We start from the raw sequence: 13,853 nt of genomic DNA, 5'->3' as shown, positions 1-13,853 counted from the left end.
CCGGCGTCTCACCGGCCGGCCAGCTCCCAGACCGCGAGGACCGTGCCGACGCCGGCGGTGAGCGCGGCGATGCTGGCCAGCGGCCAGCGGGAGCGTTCCAGGGAGTCCAGCCGGGACTCCATGTCGGCGAGCTGTTTGTCGGTCTGGTCGCTGCGCTGGACGAGCAGGGCGAGCGCGCCGTCGACGCGGGCGAACCCGGCCTCCAGCGTGCCGCGCAGCCGCTCCAGCTCGATGGCGACGCTGACCGGACCTGCGGGCGGGTCAGGCTCGCTCATCGGCGGCTCCTCGGGGCGCGTCGGTGCGGAGCCAGGACGGCAGTAGCCGCTGTACGGCCTCCAGGGCCATGATCCGGGTCAGTCCGCCCGCGACGGCCAGGGCCCCCGCGACCCAGGGGAGCGTGGCGGGCAGTCCGGACGCGTCCATGAGGGCGGGCAGGGCGACGGCGATGCCGACGGCGGTCTGAAGGACGGTACGGGCTGTGCGCCTGGCGGCTTCGGACATGTCCGGCTCCTTTCGCGGGTGTTGTGGGGTGCTGCCAGTTCTTGCGGCGTCTGCGGGTGCTGCCGGGTTCTGCCGGGTTCCATGAGAGCCGTGGGCTCGGTGGGGCTCGGCGGGCTGTGGGTTCTCACGGGGACTCACTCGGTGTAGGGGACCTTCAGGGCGTTCCAGGAGGCGCGGCCCGGCCAGCCGTCCGCGTCGGAGCCGCTGAAGCCGAGCTTCCGCTGCCACTTGGCGTAGGAACGCCGGTCCGCCTCGCTCCAGCGCGGGCTGGGGCCGACCGTGTACGCGGAGCAGCCCTCGGCGATCAGCCGCCGCCCCATCGCCGTGACGATCGGCGAGCTGGGGCGGCCGGTGAAGAAGGCCGTGCCGGGGAAGGGCTGGTGGCGCGGGGTGCCCGGCGGTGTGGCTGGGGGTTTGGCGGCCGGGGGTTTGGCCGGAGGCTTGGCGGCGGGGGGTTTGGCGGCCGGGGGTTTTCCGTCGGGTTTCCGTGCGAGGCGGCGCGCGATGCGCTGCCTCATGTCGGGCATGGCGAAGCCGCGGGGGTCGCTCTTCCAGTCGGACCATTCGAGGTGCCCGATGACGCTTCTGGCGCTCCACCGGTGGGCCCTGCACAGGGCCGCGGAGGCGCGTTCGACGGCGTCGAGCTGGGCGGTGGGCCAGGGGTCGGCCCCGTCGCCGAGGTTGACGCACTCGAATCCGTAGAAGCGGGCGTTGCCGTCGACCGCCCCGGGGCTGCCCTGGTGCTTGCGTGAGGGGGTGGGGCGGTCGCCGTAGCTCTCGTCCGACACCTGCTTCAGCACGGCGGGGTCGCCGCCGCCGGCGTGGTTGGCGCGGCCGTCGCCGACGAGGTGGACGGTGCCGTCCTTGGCGATCACTCCGTGGCAGAGGGGGCCGGGCAGTCCGGCGTATCCGTTGAAGCAGAGTTCCACGGAGGCGGCGGTGCCGGTGGTCACGGTGTGGTGGATCATGACGCCGTTGACGGGGCCCCAGGGGCCCGCGCTGTTGCGGTGGTGGCCGCGCCAGCCGCGGTGTTCGACCACGGTGACGCCTTCGGCCCGCAGCGCGGCGAGCAGCCGGTCCGCGGTGAGTGGGGTGGCCATGGAAGGTTGCCTCCGAACATGCGAGAGCCCCGGCCGGCGACGGGCCTGGCGCGGGGCGGAGTGTACGGGTCGGGCGGTGGGCTCAGGGGTTGCCGGGGGGCGCCCAGGTGGCGCAGAGCGCGGCGTAGGCGGCCCGGCGGGTCTCGAAGTCGGTCAGCGCGGCGGCGACGGCCGTCGGCACGGCGGTGTGGTTGGGCGGGACGGGGACGGGGTTCGGGTTGGGACTCTGCGGGTTCACTATCACATCGCCGTGGCCGTGCAGGCTGATGCCCGCCGCCCCGTCCTCCATGATGCTGGCGGTCACATAGACCGACGGGTAGTTGCCGGTCATGGGGTCCGGCCGCAGAACGAGATCGAGGGAGTTGTCGTACACGCGGATGTTGACGGTGTGGCCGCCCTCGGTGATGGTGGCGCGGCCCGCGTAGTCGATGGCCACGCCCCAGGGCTGGGTCGGATCGATGATCACGGTCTTCTCCTTCGGGTAGTCGTCAGCTCTGGGTGCCGTAGATGGCGAGGGGCTGGGCGTAGACCGTGCCGGTGGCGCTGGTGACATGGCCCTGGATCTCGATCTTCATCATGGTGCCGAGGGCGACGGCCATGTCGGCGGCGACCGGGCCGGTGTGGTCGAAGGTGCCCGGCGCGGCGACCACGGGCCCCCACTGGACGCCGTTGAGCAACACCCGTATCTCGCCCGCGGAGCCGGTGTCTCTGCGCGTCCCCACCTGCAGTCGCATCTTCGGCTGCCAGATCGGATTTTCGCAGTGGCCGATGGTGGACCAGTTGGTGGCGGTCGTCTGGAGCCAGTTGGTGGAGCGGACGTCCTGCGGCGGCAGCAGTGCGAGCCAGGGACGGGCGATCCCGCCGGCGTTGATGTCGTCGGAGAAGATCTCCTTGCCTCGCGAGTCGAGCAGCCGCAGTACCTGCGTGGACGTGCCCGAGCCGTTGCCGTTGAACAGCGTGAGCGCGTTCTCGCCGGTCTGGCGGCGCAGGGCCACGCCGTACTCGTTTCCGCTCCACGAGCCCACCTGGAAGACGGCGGTGCCGCCCGGCGCGCGGACGGCCAGCGAGCCGCCGTCCGTGATCTCGACCGCACCCCCGCTGATCTTGTTGAGCGCGGGGCGGCTGTTGACCGCGGTGGACAACTGCTGGATCCGGCGCTCCATGGCGGTGATCCGGTCGATGATGTCCTCGGGCAGCTGTGGCATCAGGTTTCCTCCAGATACAGTTCCGCCGTGTCGGGGCGGCCCCGCTGCGAGGGGCTCACCTTCACGCCGATGACGCGGTAGCGGGCGTCGAGGCCCTGGGGGTGCCATTCGTCGGTGATCCGGATCCGGGCGGTGCGGCCGAGCAGCGCGGGCGGCACCACACCGTCGAGGCGGATCGCGATCTCGGGGATCACCACCGCGCCGCGGGCCTGCGCCAGTTCGGCCCTGGCCAGCGAGTTCAGGGTCTCGACGCTGCTCACCTCGTTGTGGTCCGCCGACAGGTCCACGCGGGGCCAGCCGCCGGCGATCAGATCGTCGGCGACGATCTCGGTCGAGACCAGCGGCCGCGACTCGGCCGCCTGGTTGCTGTTGACGGAAGCGCCGCGGGTGCGGGCGGTGGTGCCGCCGCGGGTCGCGTCGCGCGGGAAGGAGTACGACAGGATCGTGCCGGGCCGGTCCAGGATCAGGTCGGTGGAGCCGGTGCGGATACGGGGGCTGCCGAGCCGTAGCCGCCGCACCCGCTCCCCGGTGGCGGGGTCGCGGTAGACGGCGATGTGGTGTTCGAACCCGTTGTCCATGGTGGCGAGTTGGTCCATGGCGTCGGCGAAGGAGGTCTCGTCGCCGTCCCGCCACGAGATGGTCCGCGGGACCTGGGACGTCTCCTGTCCGTACCGGACCCGGATGTCGCCGCCGCTGGTCGACTGAAGCTTGCGCCACAGCTCCCGGGCCAGCTCCAGTTGGTCCTGTGCCGTGTACGACAGGTTCTCGCGGATACGGCGTCGCCCGGCGTACGAGTCGAAGGTGGCGGCCTGGATGCCCAGGGTCAGTACCCCGCGTTCGCTGCTCTGCAGGGTGCTCGTCCAGATGATTCCGCCCCACCACAGGTCGCCGCCGCGTTCCAGATAGACCGCGGTGCGGCCCTCCTCGACGCGGTGGACGCGGTCGGCGATGGCCGCGTCGGGGATGGGGACGGTGCCCGACAGGGAGCCGGGCTTGCCGATGTAGTCGTCGATCTGGACGTCCCGCAGGGGCAGGATGTCGATCGTCTGGTCGGTGAGGACATCGCAGAAGATCGCCCGGTAGGGCGTGTTCAGAGTCATGGAGCGGCCCTCACTGGACGAAGGTGGCGGTCATGCGCACTTGCCGGTCGGTCCTCAGCTCCCCGTTGCCGGTCCAGGTGCGCAGCCTGACCAGCCCGCTGGGCGCGATGGTCGCGCCGCCCGAGCCGTATCCGTCGCAGGCAGGGGCTTCGACGTCGAAGGCGGGGCGCCAGCCGGCGGGGAGGGTGCACACCTGCTCGTCGGTGATGTTGCCGTGGCTCGGTACGGGGATGTTGGGGCCGGTCCGTGCGAACAGGAGGGTCAGGGTGCAGATTCCGCGGGTGCGACGGGCGTCGAAGGAGACCAGCGCCCACTCCGTCAGCGCGGTCGCGCCGGTGGTCGTGGTCTCCACCTCGACCGGCGGCTGGTAGTTCACCCAGGCGGTGCCGTTCCAGCGCTGCAGCTGCCCTCCGGGGGTGTCCCGGTACTGGCCGGTGTAGCTCGCGGTGCTGATCGCGCCGGCGGGCGCGATGCCGCCGGTCTCCTTCGGGTACGGGATCCAGGCGGTGCCGTTCCAGCGCTGGAGCTGTGACGAGCCGTCGGTGTCCTGGTACTGGCCGGGGTACGCGCCGGCCACCGCCGTACCGCCGTGTACGGGCAGGATGCCGCCGACGGCGACGACCGCGGTGCGGAGATCGGTGACGGCCGTGGCCCAGTCGACGCCCCCGGTGCCGGCGGAGGTGCCGGCCGGAATACGGACGGCGTACAGGGCGAGCGCGAGAGCCGGTACGGCCGGGCGCACCGGTGTGGGTGACGGGGTGCCGGGGACGATCTCGATGGCCGCCTCGGTGCGCTGCGAGCCGTCGAACTCGCTGTCGTACACGCGCAGGACGACCAGGTCGATCCGGGGGTTCGCGGAGTCCCCGTCGGTGAAGGAGATCGCCGTGCCCTGGTCGAGCGCCGCCGGGTAGGCGCCTTGGAGCGCGGGGCCCTGGACGACGGCCCGGCCGGCGGAGACGTTGGCGGTCATCGGGCTCAGCCCGCTCAACGACAGCCCGGCGAGCCGACGGGTGCCGTCGTCCGCGCCCGGCAGGATTCCGGAGCGCGACTGGATCGGGCCCGCCGGTGTCGTACCGCCGAACGCGGTGTGGCGCGTGGCCTGCCGGGTCTGTCCGGTGGGGGCGAGCCAGCCGGAGTGGAGCGTCATGGGTTCACTCCTGGTGCGGTGGTGGGATGGGTCGGGGGCGGCTCACGCCTGCGGGTCGACGCGGATGAACGCGCCGTCGTACCAGGCTCTGACCGTGTTGATGGTGCACCGGTGGTAGGCGGTCAGGGTGTACGAGAGGCCCGGGGTCAGGCTGTGCCACCGCATGGTGGTGGACACCGACGCCGAGAGCGGCCCCGCGTAGACCACCGACAGATCGTCGCTCGGCTCCCGGACCGCGGTCGTGCCTTGAGTGCCCCGCAGGCTCATGTAGGCGGACGCGGTGGTGCTCGCCGCGGTCTGCATCGCGGCTCCGAAGGTGACCAGCACGGCGCGGGACGGCGGGGCGGTGAAGGTGACCGAGAGCGGGTTGACCGTCCTCTCCACCAGCGTCGGCGTGTACGTCGTCGACGTGGTGTACCCGGCGTCCAGGGAGTCGTTGAAATACGGTCCCGGCACGGCCGGCGCCCAGGCGGCGCCGTTCCACCGCTGGAGCTGGCCCCCGGTGGAGTCGCGGTACTGGCCCGTGTAGCTCGCGGTGGTGATCGCGCCCGCCGGGGCGATCCCGCCGAGCGCGTACGGATACGGGACCCAGGCCGAGCCGTCCCAGCGCTGAAGGGTGCCGCCCGAGTCCTGGTACTGGCCCGGGAAGGAGCCCGGGCGGCTGTCGCCGTGGACCGGGAGGATGCCACCGATGGCGACGACCGGGGTCCGCAGGTCGGTGACCTGAGTGTTCCAGGTGATTCCGCCGCTGCCCGCACTGGCGTTCGCCGGGACCCTCACCTGGTAGAGCGGGAGACTCAGCGGGGGCACGGCGGGCGGCGTGGGGCTGGGCCCGGCGACGCCCCGGACGATCTCCGCGACGGCCTCGTGGCGGGTGGAACCGTCGTACAGATTGTCGTAGATCTTGACGACCACCAGGTCGATCCGCTCGCCCTGGGCGTCCCCGTCGGCGAAGACGAGGCTCTGGGTCGCGGTCAGCGCCACCGGATAGACGCCCTGGCCGGCCTGGCCCTGGATCACGGCCCGCCCTCCGTGGAGGTTCGCCGTCATCGGCGCGGTGCCCTCCAGCCAGAAGCCGGCGAGCCGCGCCAGTCCGTCGTACGAGCCGGGCAGGATGCCCGACCGGGACTCCAGGGTGTTCTGCGGGGTCGTCGCGCCGATCTGGGTGAGACGGGTGTCCTCACGGGTCTGGCCGGTCTCGGCCAGCCAGCTGCTGCGCAGGTTCATCTGCGGTCTCCGTTCGAAGAGGGGAGGGCGATGGGGAGCAGGTCGTCAGGACCTGATCCACTCGGCCGAGAGGTTGCTGTAGTAGCCGGAGCCGCCGAGCGTCCGGAGGCTGACCGTGGAGTTCTGGGATCCGGCGAGCTGGAGGGTGTTGCCCGCGGTGAGCCTGACCAGGCACTGCCCGCCGACGACGATCGCCGAGCTGGTGCCGGCGAGTGTCAGCCAGGTGCCGCGGGGCAGGCCGATCCCGTTGATCAGCACACGGGCTCCGCGCGAGCCGTTGGGCGAGTCGCCGATCCAGGCGATGTGGGCGGAGACCCGCCACCAGCCGGTCCGCGGCACGGTGTAGGTATCGGTGCCGTTCCAGCCGCCGGAGTCGTCCACGTCGACGGAGTTGAGCTGCATGGGGGTCCAGGGGCCGCTGCCGACGGTCTGCATCGCCGTCTGCGAGACGCTGAACAGCACCTTCGCGCGACCCTCGACATGTACCCAGGCCGAGCCGTCCCAGCGCTCCAGGAAACCGCCGGAATCCCGGTACTGGCCCGTGTAGTTCCCGACCGTGAGCGTCCCGTTGGGGACGATCCCGCCGATCGCCTTGGAGTACGAGACCCAGGACGTGCCGCTCCAGCGCTGGAGGACGGTGGAACTGTCCCGGTACTGGCCCGCGTACGCTCCGTTGAAGCCGCCGCTGGGCGTGATGCCGCCGAGCGCCACCATTGGATAGTGCAGGGCGGTGACCGCCGCCGTCAGCCAGGCGATGCCACCGGTGCCGGCGGAGGTGCCGGCCGGTACGGAGACGTGGTAGAGCGGGATCGAGCTGCCCGGGCCGCTCGTAGGGGGGCTCGGAGTGGCCGAGGCGGTCCCCTGGACCAGCCGCACCTGCGCCGCGCTCACGCCGGACTGCTCGTAGTCGTCGTCCCGCACGACCAGTTCCACCAGGTCGATCCGGCCGTGCAGCGGGTCGCCGTCGGCGAAGGTCAGGAGCTGCGGCGCGGTGACGGCGACCATATAGGCGCCTTGGTCGGTCTGCAGTCCCTGGACGACGGCCCGGCCGGGGCCGATGGAGCACTGCATGCCGGCGGCGCCGGACAGGGCGAAGCCGCCCGGCACGATGCCCGCCCGCGAGCGGAGCGGGGGGTCGGTCGCGTCCTGCCCGCTGGGGGTGAGCAGTGTGGACAGGGTGATGCGGGTGTCCTCACGGGTCTGGCCCGTGGGCTGGAGCCATGCGGCGCGTACGGTCATGATTCACCTCTGCGAAGTGCGGGTTTCCCCGCTGGAGACGGGCGACGGTTCGGGTGCGGGCCGCATGCGCGGTGCGTGCGGGGCGGGGCGGGCGGTGGGGGTGTGCGGTGGGTGGCCGCGGGCCGCCGGCGCGGTGGGTGCGGTCCGATCCGGTCCGGGGATGAGGTCCGACGGTGGGCCCGACGGCGTTTCGGGAGCCGGGAGCCGGAAGCCGTTAGTCGGGCCGGCAGCCGGAGTCGGGCCGGACGGTGGACGCGACGGCAGTTCCGGAACCGGGCCGGACGGCGCACGCGGAGGCAGACCCGAGCCGGACCGGAAGCAGGACCCGGAGGCGGGTCAAGGGGCGGTCCCGGCGGGTCGGCGGCCGGGCGGCGGTCGGTCCGGCCCGCGGGCTACCACTCCGCGGCCGGTCCGGCCTGCGGGTTACCACTCCGCGCTGCGCCAGCGGACGGTCATCTGCGCGCCCTCGCCCGCCGAGTCCGGCCGGAACGACAGCTCCGCCCGGCCCGGTTCGAAGGCGAAGAGCTCCTCGGGGCTGGAGTCCCCCATGGCGGTGTGGCGGCGGGACGCCGAGTTGTTGAGCATGACGGTGCCCGCGCCGGTGTCCACCTCCAGTACGTCCGCGGCCGTGAGGTCGATCGCGTACCGCAGACGGCGGCGGCTGACCCGCTCGGTGACGGTCGGCATCGTGCACGGGCCCCGGAAGACGATCACCGGGTTGGTGGGCGCGGAACCGGTGTTCTCGGCCATGACATCGCCGGTGCTCTTCGCCTGGCCCCAGTTCAGCGGCCAGGTGAGCGGCCAGGTGAGGCCCGACTCCGGCTCCGGGGGCCCGGTCGTCGCCAACTGCTCATTGACCAGATAGCGGCGCGGGTCGGTCGCCAGCCACTGCACGGACGCCTTCGCCGCGCCCTGCGTGGCGAAGACCCGGTCTGCGGGGACGACGCGCTGGCTGACCCGCGCGCGCACGGCGAGGACCTCGCCGTGCAGCCGCACCGCGAGCCAGCGCTCCTCGTCGCTGAGGGCGAGGGCCTGGCGGAGCGCGTACACGGCGGCCGGGGCGGTCCCGGCCTCCGGTGTCATCCACACCGTGCCGCCGACCTTGCGGGGCTTGGCGTAGCGGGCGCCGGGCCAGGCGCCGTGCGAGGTGGGGCGCTCGGCGTCGGACGAGTCGTACTCCGGCAGGTCCTCCCAGCCGGTCAGCCCGGACCGGTCGACGGCGAAGGGGGTGCCGGTGCCGATGAGGAGCCCGGCCCACTGCATCTGCCCGTCCTGGGTGATGAGCGAGCCGGGCGCGAGGTCGGCGGTGTATGCGGTTGTGGTCTCGGCCATGGGGCCGTCACCTCACTCTGTAGGGCTGTACGGCTGTAGGGGCTCAGGCGTGAGCGGCGGTGAGAAAGAGCAGATCCTCGGCGGTGGAACGCGGACCCGCGTCCGGCTCCTCGCGGTAGTGCTCGATGCGGTACGGCTTCGGGGCGGCGGCGGACCCGTACAGCACCCGCCGTTGCTCGAGTTCCGAGAGCGGCTGGATGCGCGGGGCCCGGTCGGACATGCCGGGGAACACGACGCCGCCCTCGGCGAGCTGGGGGATCTTGTCGAGCTTGACCCCGAACTTCTTGCCGAGGATCGAGAAGCTGAGCTTCTTCAGCCCGTCGATGACCCAGTTGGCGAAGGCGATCAGGCCGCTGATCGGCCCCTTCACGACGCTCAGGACGGTCTGCATCCCGCCTTCGAGCATGTCGCCGATGCCGCGCATCGCGCCGGCCACGGCGTTCTTCGCCCTGGTGAAGAACCCCGGAGCGGTGTCGGTGATCCACTTCTGGATGGGCCGCACCGCGCCCCTCAACCGGTTGAAGGCGAGCGAGGCGACCGCGCGCATGGCGTTCGAAACGCCCGCGATGGCCGAACCGATGCGTGCGATGGTGCCGATGGTGCCGGCGAGGGAACGCAGCACTCCGGTGACGGTGCTCCGTATCGCCGTGAAAGCGGTGCCGACGCGGCTGCCGATGGACTTGAGTATGGGCCCGAGGAATGCCGCGATCCGCTGGAAGTTCCGGAGGACCTGGGCGAAGACCTGCTTCATGATCCGCTGGCCGGTCTCGCTGCTCAGCGCCAGTTCGATGAGGTAGGCGGCGACCGGAATGATGATGCCGAGCACGAAGCCGAGCGGGTTGGCGCGCATGGCGGTGTTGACTCCGGTCATGGCGATGGACGCGATGGTCATCACGATGCCGAAGCGGCCCATCAGGCCGCTGAGGAGCGACGCGATGTCGACCATCCCGACGATCATTCCCATGATGGTGCCCAGGGGGCCGCCGCCGATCCTGTCGACGGACGCCTTGGCCCGGCCCGCGGCCGCGCCGAACCGGCGGACTCCGGTGGGCGCGGTGGAGCGGCCGAGCTTGGCGGCGGAGGCCGAGACGCCGGAGGCGCGGGTCCTGATCCCGCGTATGGCCGCGCCCGCGGGGTTCAGCGCGCCGGGGAGCCGGCCGACGCCGGAGGCCGCGTTCCGGATGTTGGTGGTCATGGTGCGGAGGGGGCCGGAGAGTTGCCCGATTCCACCGCTGAGGTTTCTCGTGGAGCCGGCGGCGTTCCGCAGGGGGTTCAGCGGCAGTGCCATGGCCGCACTCATCCGCGGGCCTTCGCGAGGTACATCAGGGCGGCGGCGGTGGCCCGTGGGTCGGCGTTACGGGCCGCGTGGTAGTGCTCGATGTGGAAACCGCCCTTGCCGGAGCCCGCCTGGTTCTGCGCCATCCGGGCCCGCTTGGCGGTGATGGCGAGCAGCCGGTCCAGCTTGGACAGCGGCATGACGGCCTCGGCCTCACCGGCTTCGGCGACGATCGCGTGGACACCGCCGCGGCGCGGCATGACGACACCGCCGGCGGCGAGTTGAGGGATCGTGGGGAGGCTGACGCCGAAGGTCTTGCCGCCGACCAGGGGGACCCAGCCCGGCACGCTGACCTTGATCGCGTTCAGCCGGCCGATCATCGAGTTGATCAGCCCGATGACGGCGTTGATCGGGGACCTGACCCCGTCCTTGATGCCGTTGAACGCCCTGGACGCGATGTCCTTCAGGCCGTTCCAGATGCTCGACATCTTCTCTTTGACGGTGCTGAAGGCCCTGGGGATCACCGTCCGGATCCAGTTGATCACCGGCGTGATGACGGCCTTGATGCCGTTCCAGACGGTCCGGATGACGGTCCGGATGGCGTTCATCACGGTGGTGAGGATGTTCCGCCAGATGTTGACGTAGGTACGGATGACGGTGGCGATGACCCTGACGACGGTGGAGATGGCACTCCGGATGCCGTTCCACACCGACCGGATCAGCGATCCGGCCGCCCGCATGATCGGGCCGACGACCTTCATGACCGCGCTGATGACGGTCCGGATGGCGTTGAACGCGGTCCGGATGACCGTCTGCATGGTCCTGGACCGCGCGGCCATCTGGACGATCATCTCGATCAGCGGCATGAAGAGTTCGAGCAGCCGCACGAGGAAGTTGCCCCGCATGGACCGGTTGAGCCGGTCCTGCCCCTGGGCGGCCCGGTCGGCTCCCGACTTGAACCGGCCGAGCTTGCCGCCGGCCGACTGGCCGGTGGTGCCGGCCTTCGCCATCGAGCGCTCGGCCCGGTCGGTGGCTGTCTTCAGGCTCCTGAGCTGCCCGGAGGACTGCTGCGACGCGGAGCGGAGCCCACGGAGCTGGCCGGAGGCCCGGCCGCTGGCGTCGCCGATGCCGCGGATCGGTGCTGCGGCTCCGGAGGCCGATGATTTGAAAGAATTGACGGCACCGGACGCGTTCTTCATGGAACGGACAAGACTCATTCCGTTCCTCCTTTCGGTGAGGTGAGGCTTATTGCGCGTCCAGGATGGCCCTGATTTCTCCTGCCGAGCGTGCGAGGTCCCGGAACTTGGCCGCCAGTCTCTCCGTGGGTTCGGCGAGGTTGTCCGCAGCCGAAGCGGTGGTGTTCAGGTCGGCGGCCTTGAGATTCGTCAGCTTTGTGTCGAGGTCGCCTACATTCTTGACGAGTTTGGAGAGTTTGGTGTCGTCGAGTGCGGTGTGTGCGGCTGCTTCCCCGAATTTCTTCAGTGCCTCGTTCTTCAAGCCTTCGGAGGCAAGCGAATCGCCGATCTCCTTGATCGCCTTGGCGAGTGCGTCGTACTCCGCCGCCGGTTTCAGATTGCCAATTTGTGCGTTGAACGCGGGGGTGACCCTGGTGACCTCTACGAGGCCCTTCCTGAGATCTTCCAGTTTTTCGGGTGTGAGGCCCGTAGGGTTTACGTTGAAGGCGATCGCGGTGAGTTCGTCCCTCTTCTGAGGGGTCATCGGCCTGGGCATGTTCGTATTGGGGTCCCGGCCGATGACCTTCCCGGTCGCCTTGAAGTACGCGATGGCCGCCACGATGGGGAGCGCGAGGGCGGCGAGTGGGATCAGGAGAGTCAGGAGGGTCTGATGCAACCCCATGTTCTCCTTGAGTGACTTGGCGAAATCGCCGAGTCCGATCGTTTCAAGGGCTATCTCCCACCAGAGCTTGGGTTCGTCCTTCTTTCCTTTCTCGATCGCTGCGATCAGTATCTTTGTCTGACCGATAATGAAATCCCTTGTGACGGCTCCGGCCGGATTCTTGACCGAGTCCAAGTCGATCTTCAGTGATTTGATCCACTTGATGATGTCGTCCGGGACCTTCTGTTCTGCCGGGATTTTCGGTTCGGTCGGGGTCTTTGGTTCTGCCATCGAGATTCCTCCACTTCTGGAGTGGTGAATGGTGCCGGCACTCCGCAGGGTTCGGCCTCCGGAGTCCGTGCGGCGGATGCCTCATGGGGCCATGAGTGCGGGTGGCAGTGGTCAAGAGGCTCCCGGGCGGGACTGCGGCAACGGCCGGCCGCTCCGGCTCGCCGTGACCGCGTCGTTCCATCCCGCCGCGTACGCCCGCGTCTCGCGGGCCGTGAACTCGGCGGCGAACTCCGCGTCGAGTGCGGCGAGCAGGGCGTCGCCGCCGAGGCGGTCGGGGCCGTACAGCAGTTCGCGCAGACGGTCGAGGGGCGCGCCCTGCGCCGGGCTTCCCCCGGTCTGGGACGTCAATGGTGTCCTGCCTTCCGGTCGCTTGCGGCCGAGGTGGAACCCGCGCTCGTCGGTCCTTGGCCCGTCGCCCCGCGCACACCTGCGCCGAAGCGGCGGGCGGACGGCGGTGGGAGGCGCGGCCCGGTGCCGATTCGTGTGCCGTCTCGCACCGTCCGCCGACCAGCGGGCACCATGAGCGGGCGTCAAAGTGCTCGCGGTAGGGTGACGTTGTTCCCCCAATCGCTTGGCTGGGAAAGCAGAACGAGCACGGACGCGCGGACGAGCACGGGACACCTCAGCGCCCCGAGACTGGCCCGTTCCTCTCCGCCCGGGAGATGCGCGGCCGCAGCAGCGCCCAGCCGGTTGGCAGAGTGCTGCGCGGCAGGCGGGGACGGCCCATCGTGCCCCCCTCAGAATCGTTCCGTCACAACGGGGGCGGCCGGGAGCGGCGCATCCGGTGGGATTGGTGCTCACCCGAAGAACCGGGCGAGCTGCTCCGGCGACGGGACGGCTTCGCCGCTTCCCTCGTCCGGTCCGCCCTCGCCGTCGCCACCGGGCTCCGGCTCGTGCCTGTCCCCGGGCCTCGGTACGGGCTTCGGTGGCTCGGGGGTGTCATGCTCGTCGGCCGAGTTGGCACAGACGAACATCCAGTTGGCGGCGGCCAGATGGTCCACCGTCGCCGCCAGCAGGTGATCGGTGACCGTCCAGGTGGCCGCCTCGCCGTTCACCGACCGGTTGACGGCACTGTCGTACGGCATGTTCCTGAGCAGCACCAGCAGTCGGCGGCTGGACAGCTCGCCCCGGTGCCAGTCCAGCAGGTCGAGCCCGTAATGGCGGAGCAGGTCCGCCTCAAGGGCCTCGGCGTGTTCGTCGACGAACTCGGCGAGGCTCAGCCTTCCCCCAGGCTGAGCCCCGTCTCCTTGCCGTACGCCTCCAGGATCGCGGCGATGTCCTGCATGGTCACGTCGTGCTTCTCGAAGCGCGCGAACTGCTTGTCGCCCATCAGTAGTGCGAGCAGCCCGTCCACGTCGTTGTCGTCGAGCTTCCGCAGTCCCTTCGCGGTGCTGCGGCCCATCTCGGTGGGCAGGGTGAAGCTCTCGCCGTCCAGTTCGAAGGACCAGGTGGTGCCACGGGCCTCCAGGCGCTGGGCGCGGGCTGCGTTGACGTCGAAACGGGCCATGATGCGTACTCCTTGTTCGCGAGTGTGCAGATGCGGAGAAAGGGGTGGGTGCGGGACGGCCGGGGCCGCCCCGCACCCGGGGAGCAGGGATT

General features: G+C 70.8%; 16 protein-coding genes. All 16 read right to left on the bottom strand.

Annotation, left to right across the window (positions count from 1 at the left end):
- Positions 1-8 precede the first annotated feature (8 nt).
- Positions 9-275 (bottom strand): hypothetical protein, encoded by a 267-nt coding sequence (locus ACWEFL_RS13200; protein WP_451711078.1) that lies wholly within the window; start codon positions 273-275, stop codon positions 9-11.
- Positions 262-501: a hypothetical protein gene (locus ACWEFL_RS13195; protein WP_451711076.1), complete on the bottom strand. Its 240-nt coding sequence runs from the start codon at positions 499-501 to the stop codon at positions 262-264. The genes ACWEFL_RS13200 and ACWEFL_RS13195 overlap by 14 nt, the downstream gene beginning before the upstream one ends.
- Before the next feature lie 134 nt (positions 502-635).
- Positions 636-1,601 carry a peptidoglycan-binding protein gene (locus tag ACWEFL_RS13190; protein WP_451711074.1) on the bottom strand — a complete coding sequence of 322 codons (966 nt, stop codon included), beginning with the start codon at positions 1,599-1,601 and terminating at the stop codon, positions 636-638.
- Between the two features lie 82 nt (positions 1,602-1,683).
- Positions 1,684-2,067: an ATP-binding protein gene (locus ACWEFL_RS13185; protein WP_451711072.1), complete on the bottom strand. Its 384-nt coding sequence runs from the start codon at positions 2,065-2,067 to the stop codon at positions 1,684-1,686.
- A 22-nt stretch (positions 2,068-2,089) separates the two neighbouring features.
- Positions 2,090-2,806: a hypothetical protein gene (locus tag ACWEFL_RS13180; RefSeq protein WP_451711071.1), complete on the bottom strand. Its 717-nt coding sequence runs from the start codon at positions 2,804-2,806 to the stop codon at positions 2,090-2,092.
- Positions 2,806-3,906, bottom strand: coding sequence for a hypothetical protein (locus tag ACWEFL_RS13175; RefSeq protein WP_451711069.1), 1,101 nt, complete (start codon positions 3,904-3,906; stop codon positions 2,806-2,808). The genes ACWEFL_RS13180 and ACWEFL_RS13175 overlap by 1 nt, the downstream gene beginning before the upstream one ends.
- A 10-nt stretch (positions 3,907-3,916) precedes the next feature.
- Complete coding sequence (locus ACWEFL_RS13170) at positions 3,917-5,053, bottom strand: hypothetical protein (protein WP_451711067.1); 1,137 nt, start codon at positions 5,051-5,053, stop codon at positions 3,917-3,919.
- A 42-nt stretch (positions 5,054-5,095) separates the two neighbouring features.
- Positions 5,096-6,280 (bottom strand): hypothetical protein, encoded by a 1,185-nt coding sequence (locus ACWEFL_RS13165; RefSeq protein ID WP_451711065.1) that lies wholly within the window; start codon positions 6,278-6,280, stop codon positions 5,096-5,098.
- Positions 6,281-6,325: 45 nt separating this feature from the next.
- Entirely contained in the window at positions 6,326-7,519 is a 1,194-nt protein-coding gene (locus ACWEFL_RS13160) for a hypothetical protein (protein WP_451711064.1), read from the bottom strand.
- A gap of 423 nt (positions 7,520-7,942) precedes the next feature.
- Positions 7,943-8,851, bottom strand: coding sequence for a phage distal tail protein (locus ACWEFL_RS13155; protein ID WP_451711062.1), 909 nt, complete (start codon positions 8,849-8,851; stop codon positions 7,943-7,945).
- Positions 8,852-8,894: 43 nt separating this feature from the next.
- A complete protein-coding gene (locus tag ACWEFL_RS13150) occupies positions 8,895-10,139 on the bottom strand; it encodes a tape-measure protein (protein WP_451711061.1) in 1,245 nt (414 codons plus the stop codon).
- Between the two features lie 8 nt (positions 10,140-10,147).
- Positions 10,148-11,344 carry a phage tail protein gene (locus tag ACWEFL_RS13145; RefSeq protein ID WP_451711060.1) on the bottom strand — a complete coding sequence of 399 codons (1,197 nt, stop codon included), beginning with the start codon at positions 11,342-11,344 and terminating at the stop codon, positions 10,148-10,150.
- A gap of 28 nt (positions 11,345-11,372) precedes the next feature.
- Positions 11,373-12,254 (bottom strand): hypothetical protein, encoded by an 882-nt coding sequence (locus ACWEFL_RS13140; protein WP_451711059.1) that lies wholly within the window; start codon positions 12,252-12,254, stop codon positions 11,373-11,375.
- 111 nt (positions 12,255-12,365) lie between these two features.
- Positions 12,366-12,602 carry a hypothetical protein gene (locus ACWEFL_RS13135; protein ID WP_451711058.1) on the bottom strand — a complete coding sequence of 79 codons (237 nt, stop codon included), beginning with the start codon at positions 12,600-12,602 and terminating at the stop codon, positions 12,366-12,368.
- A gap of 449 nt (positions 12,603-13,051) precedes the next feature.
- Positions 13,052-13,339 (bottom strand): hypothetical protein, encoded by a 288-nt coding sequence (locus ACWEFL_RS13130; protein WP_451711056.1) that lies wholly within the window; start codon positions 13,337-13,339, stop codon positions 13,052-13,054.
- Positions 13,340-13,470: 131 nt separating this feature from the next.
- On the bottom strand, positions 13,471-13,761 hold the full coding sequence (locus ACWEFL_RS13125; RefSeq protein ID WP_451711055.1) for a hypothetical protein: 291 nt from the start codon (positions 13,759-13,761) through the stop codon (positions 13,471-13,473).
- Positions 13,762-13,853 lie beyond the last annotated feature (92 nt).

The organism is Streptomyces sp. NPDC004838, from assembly GCF_053600955.1.
This window is presented reverse-complemented; position numbering and strand designations above follow the sequence as displayed.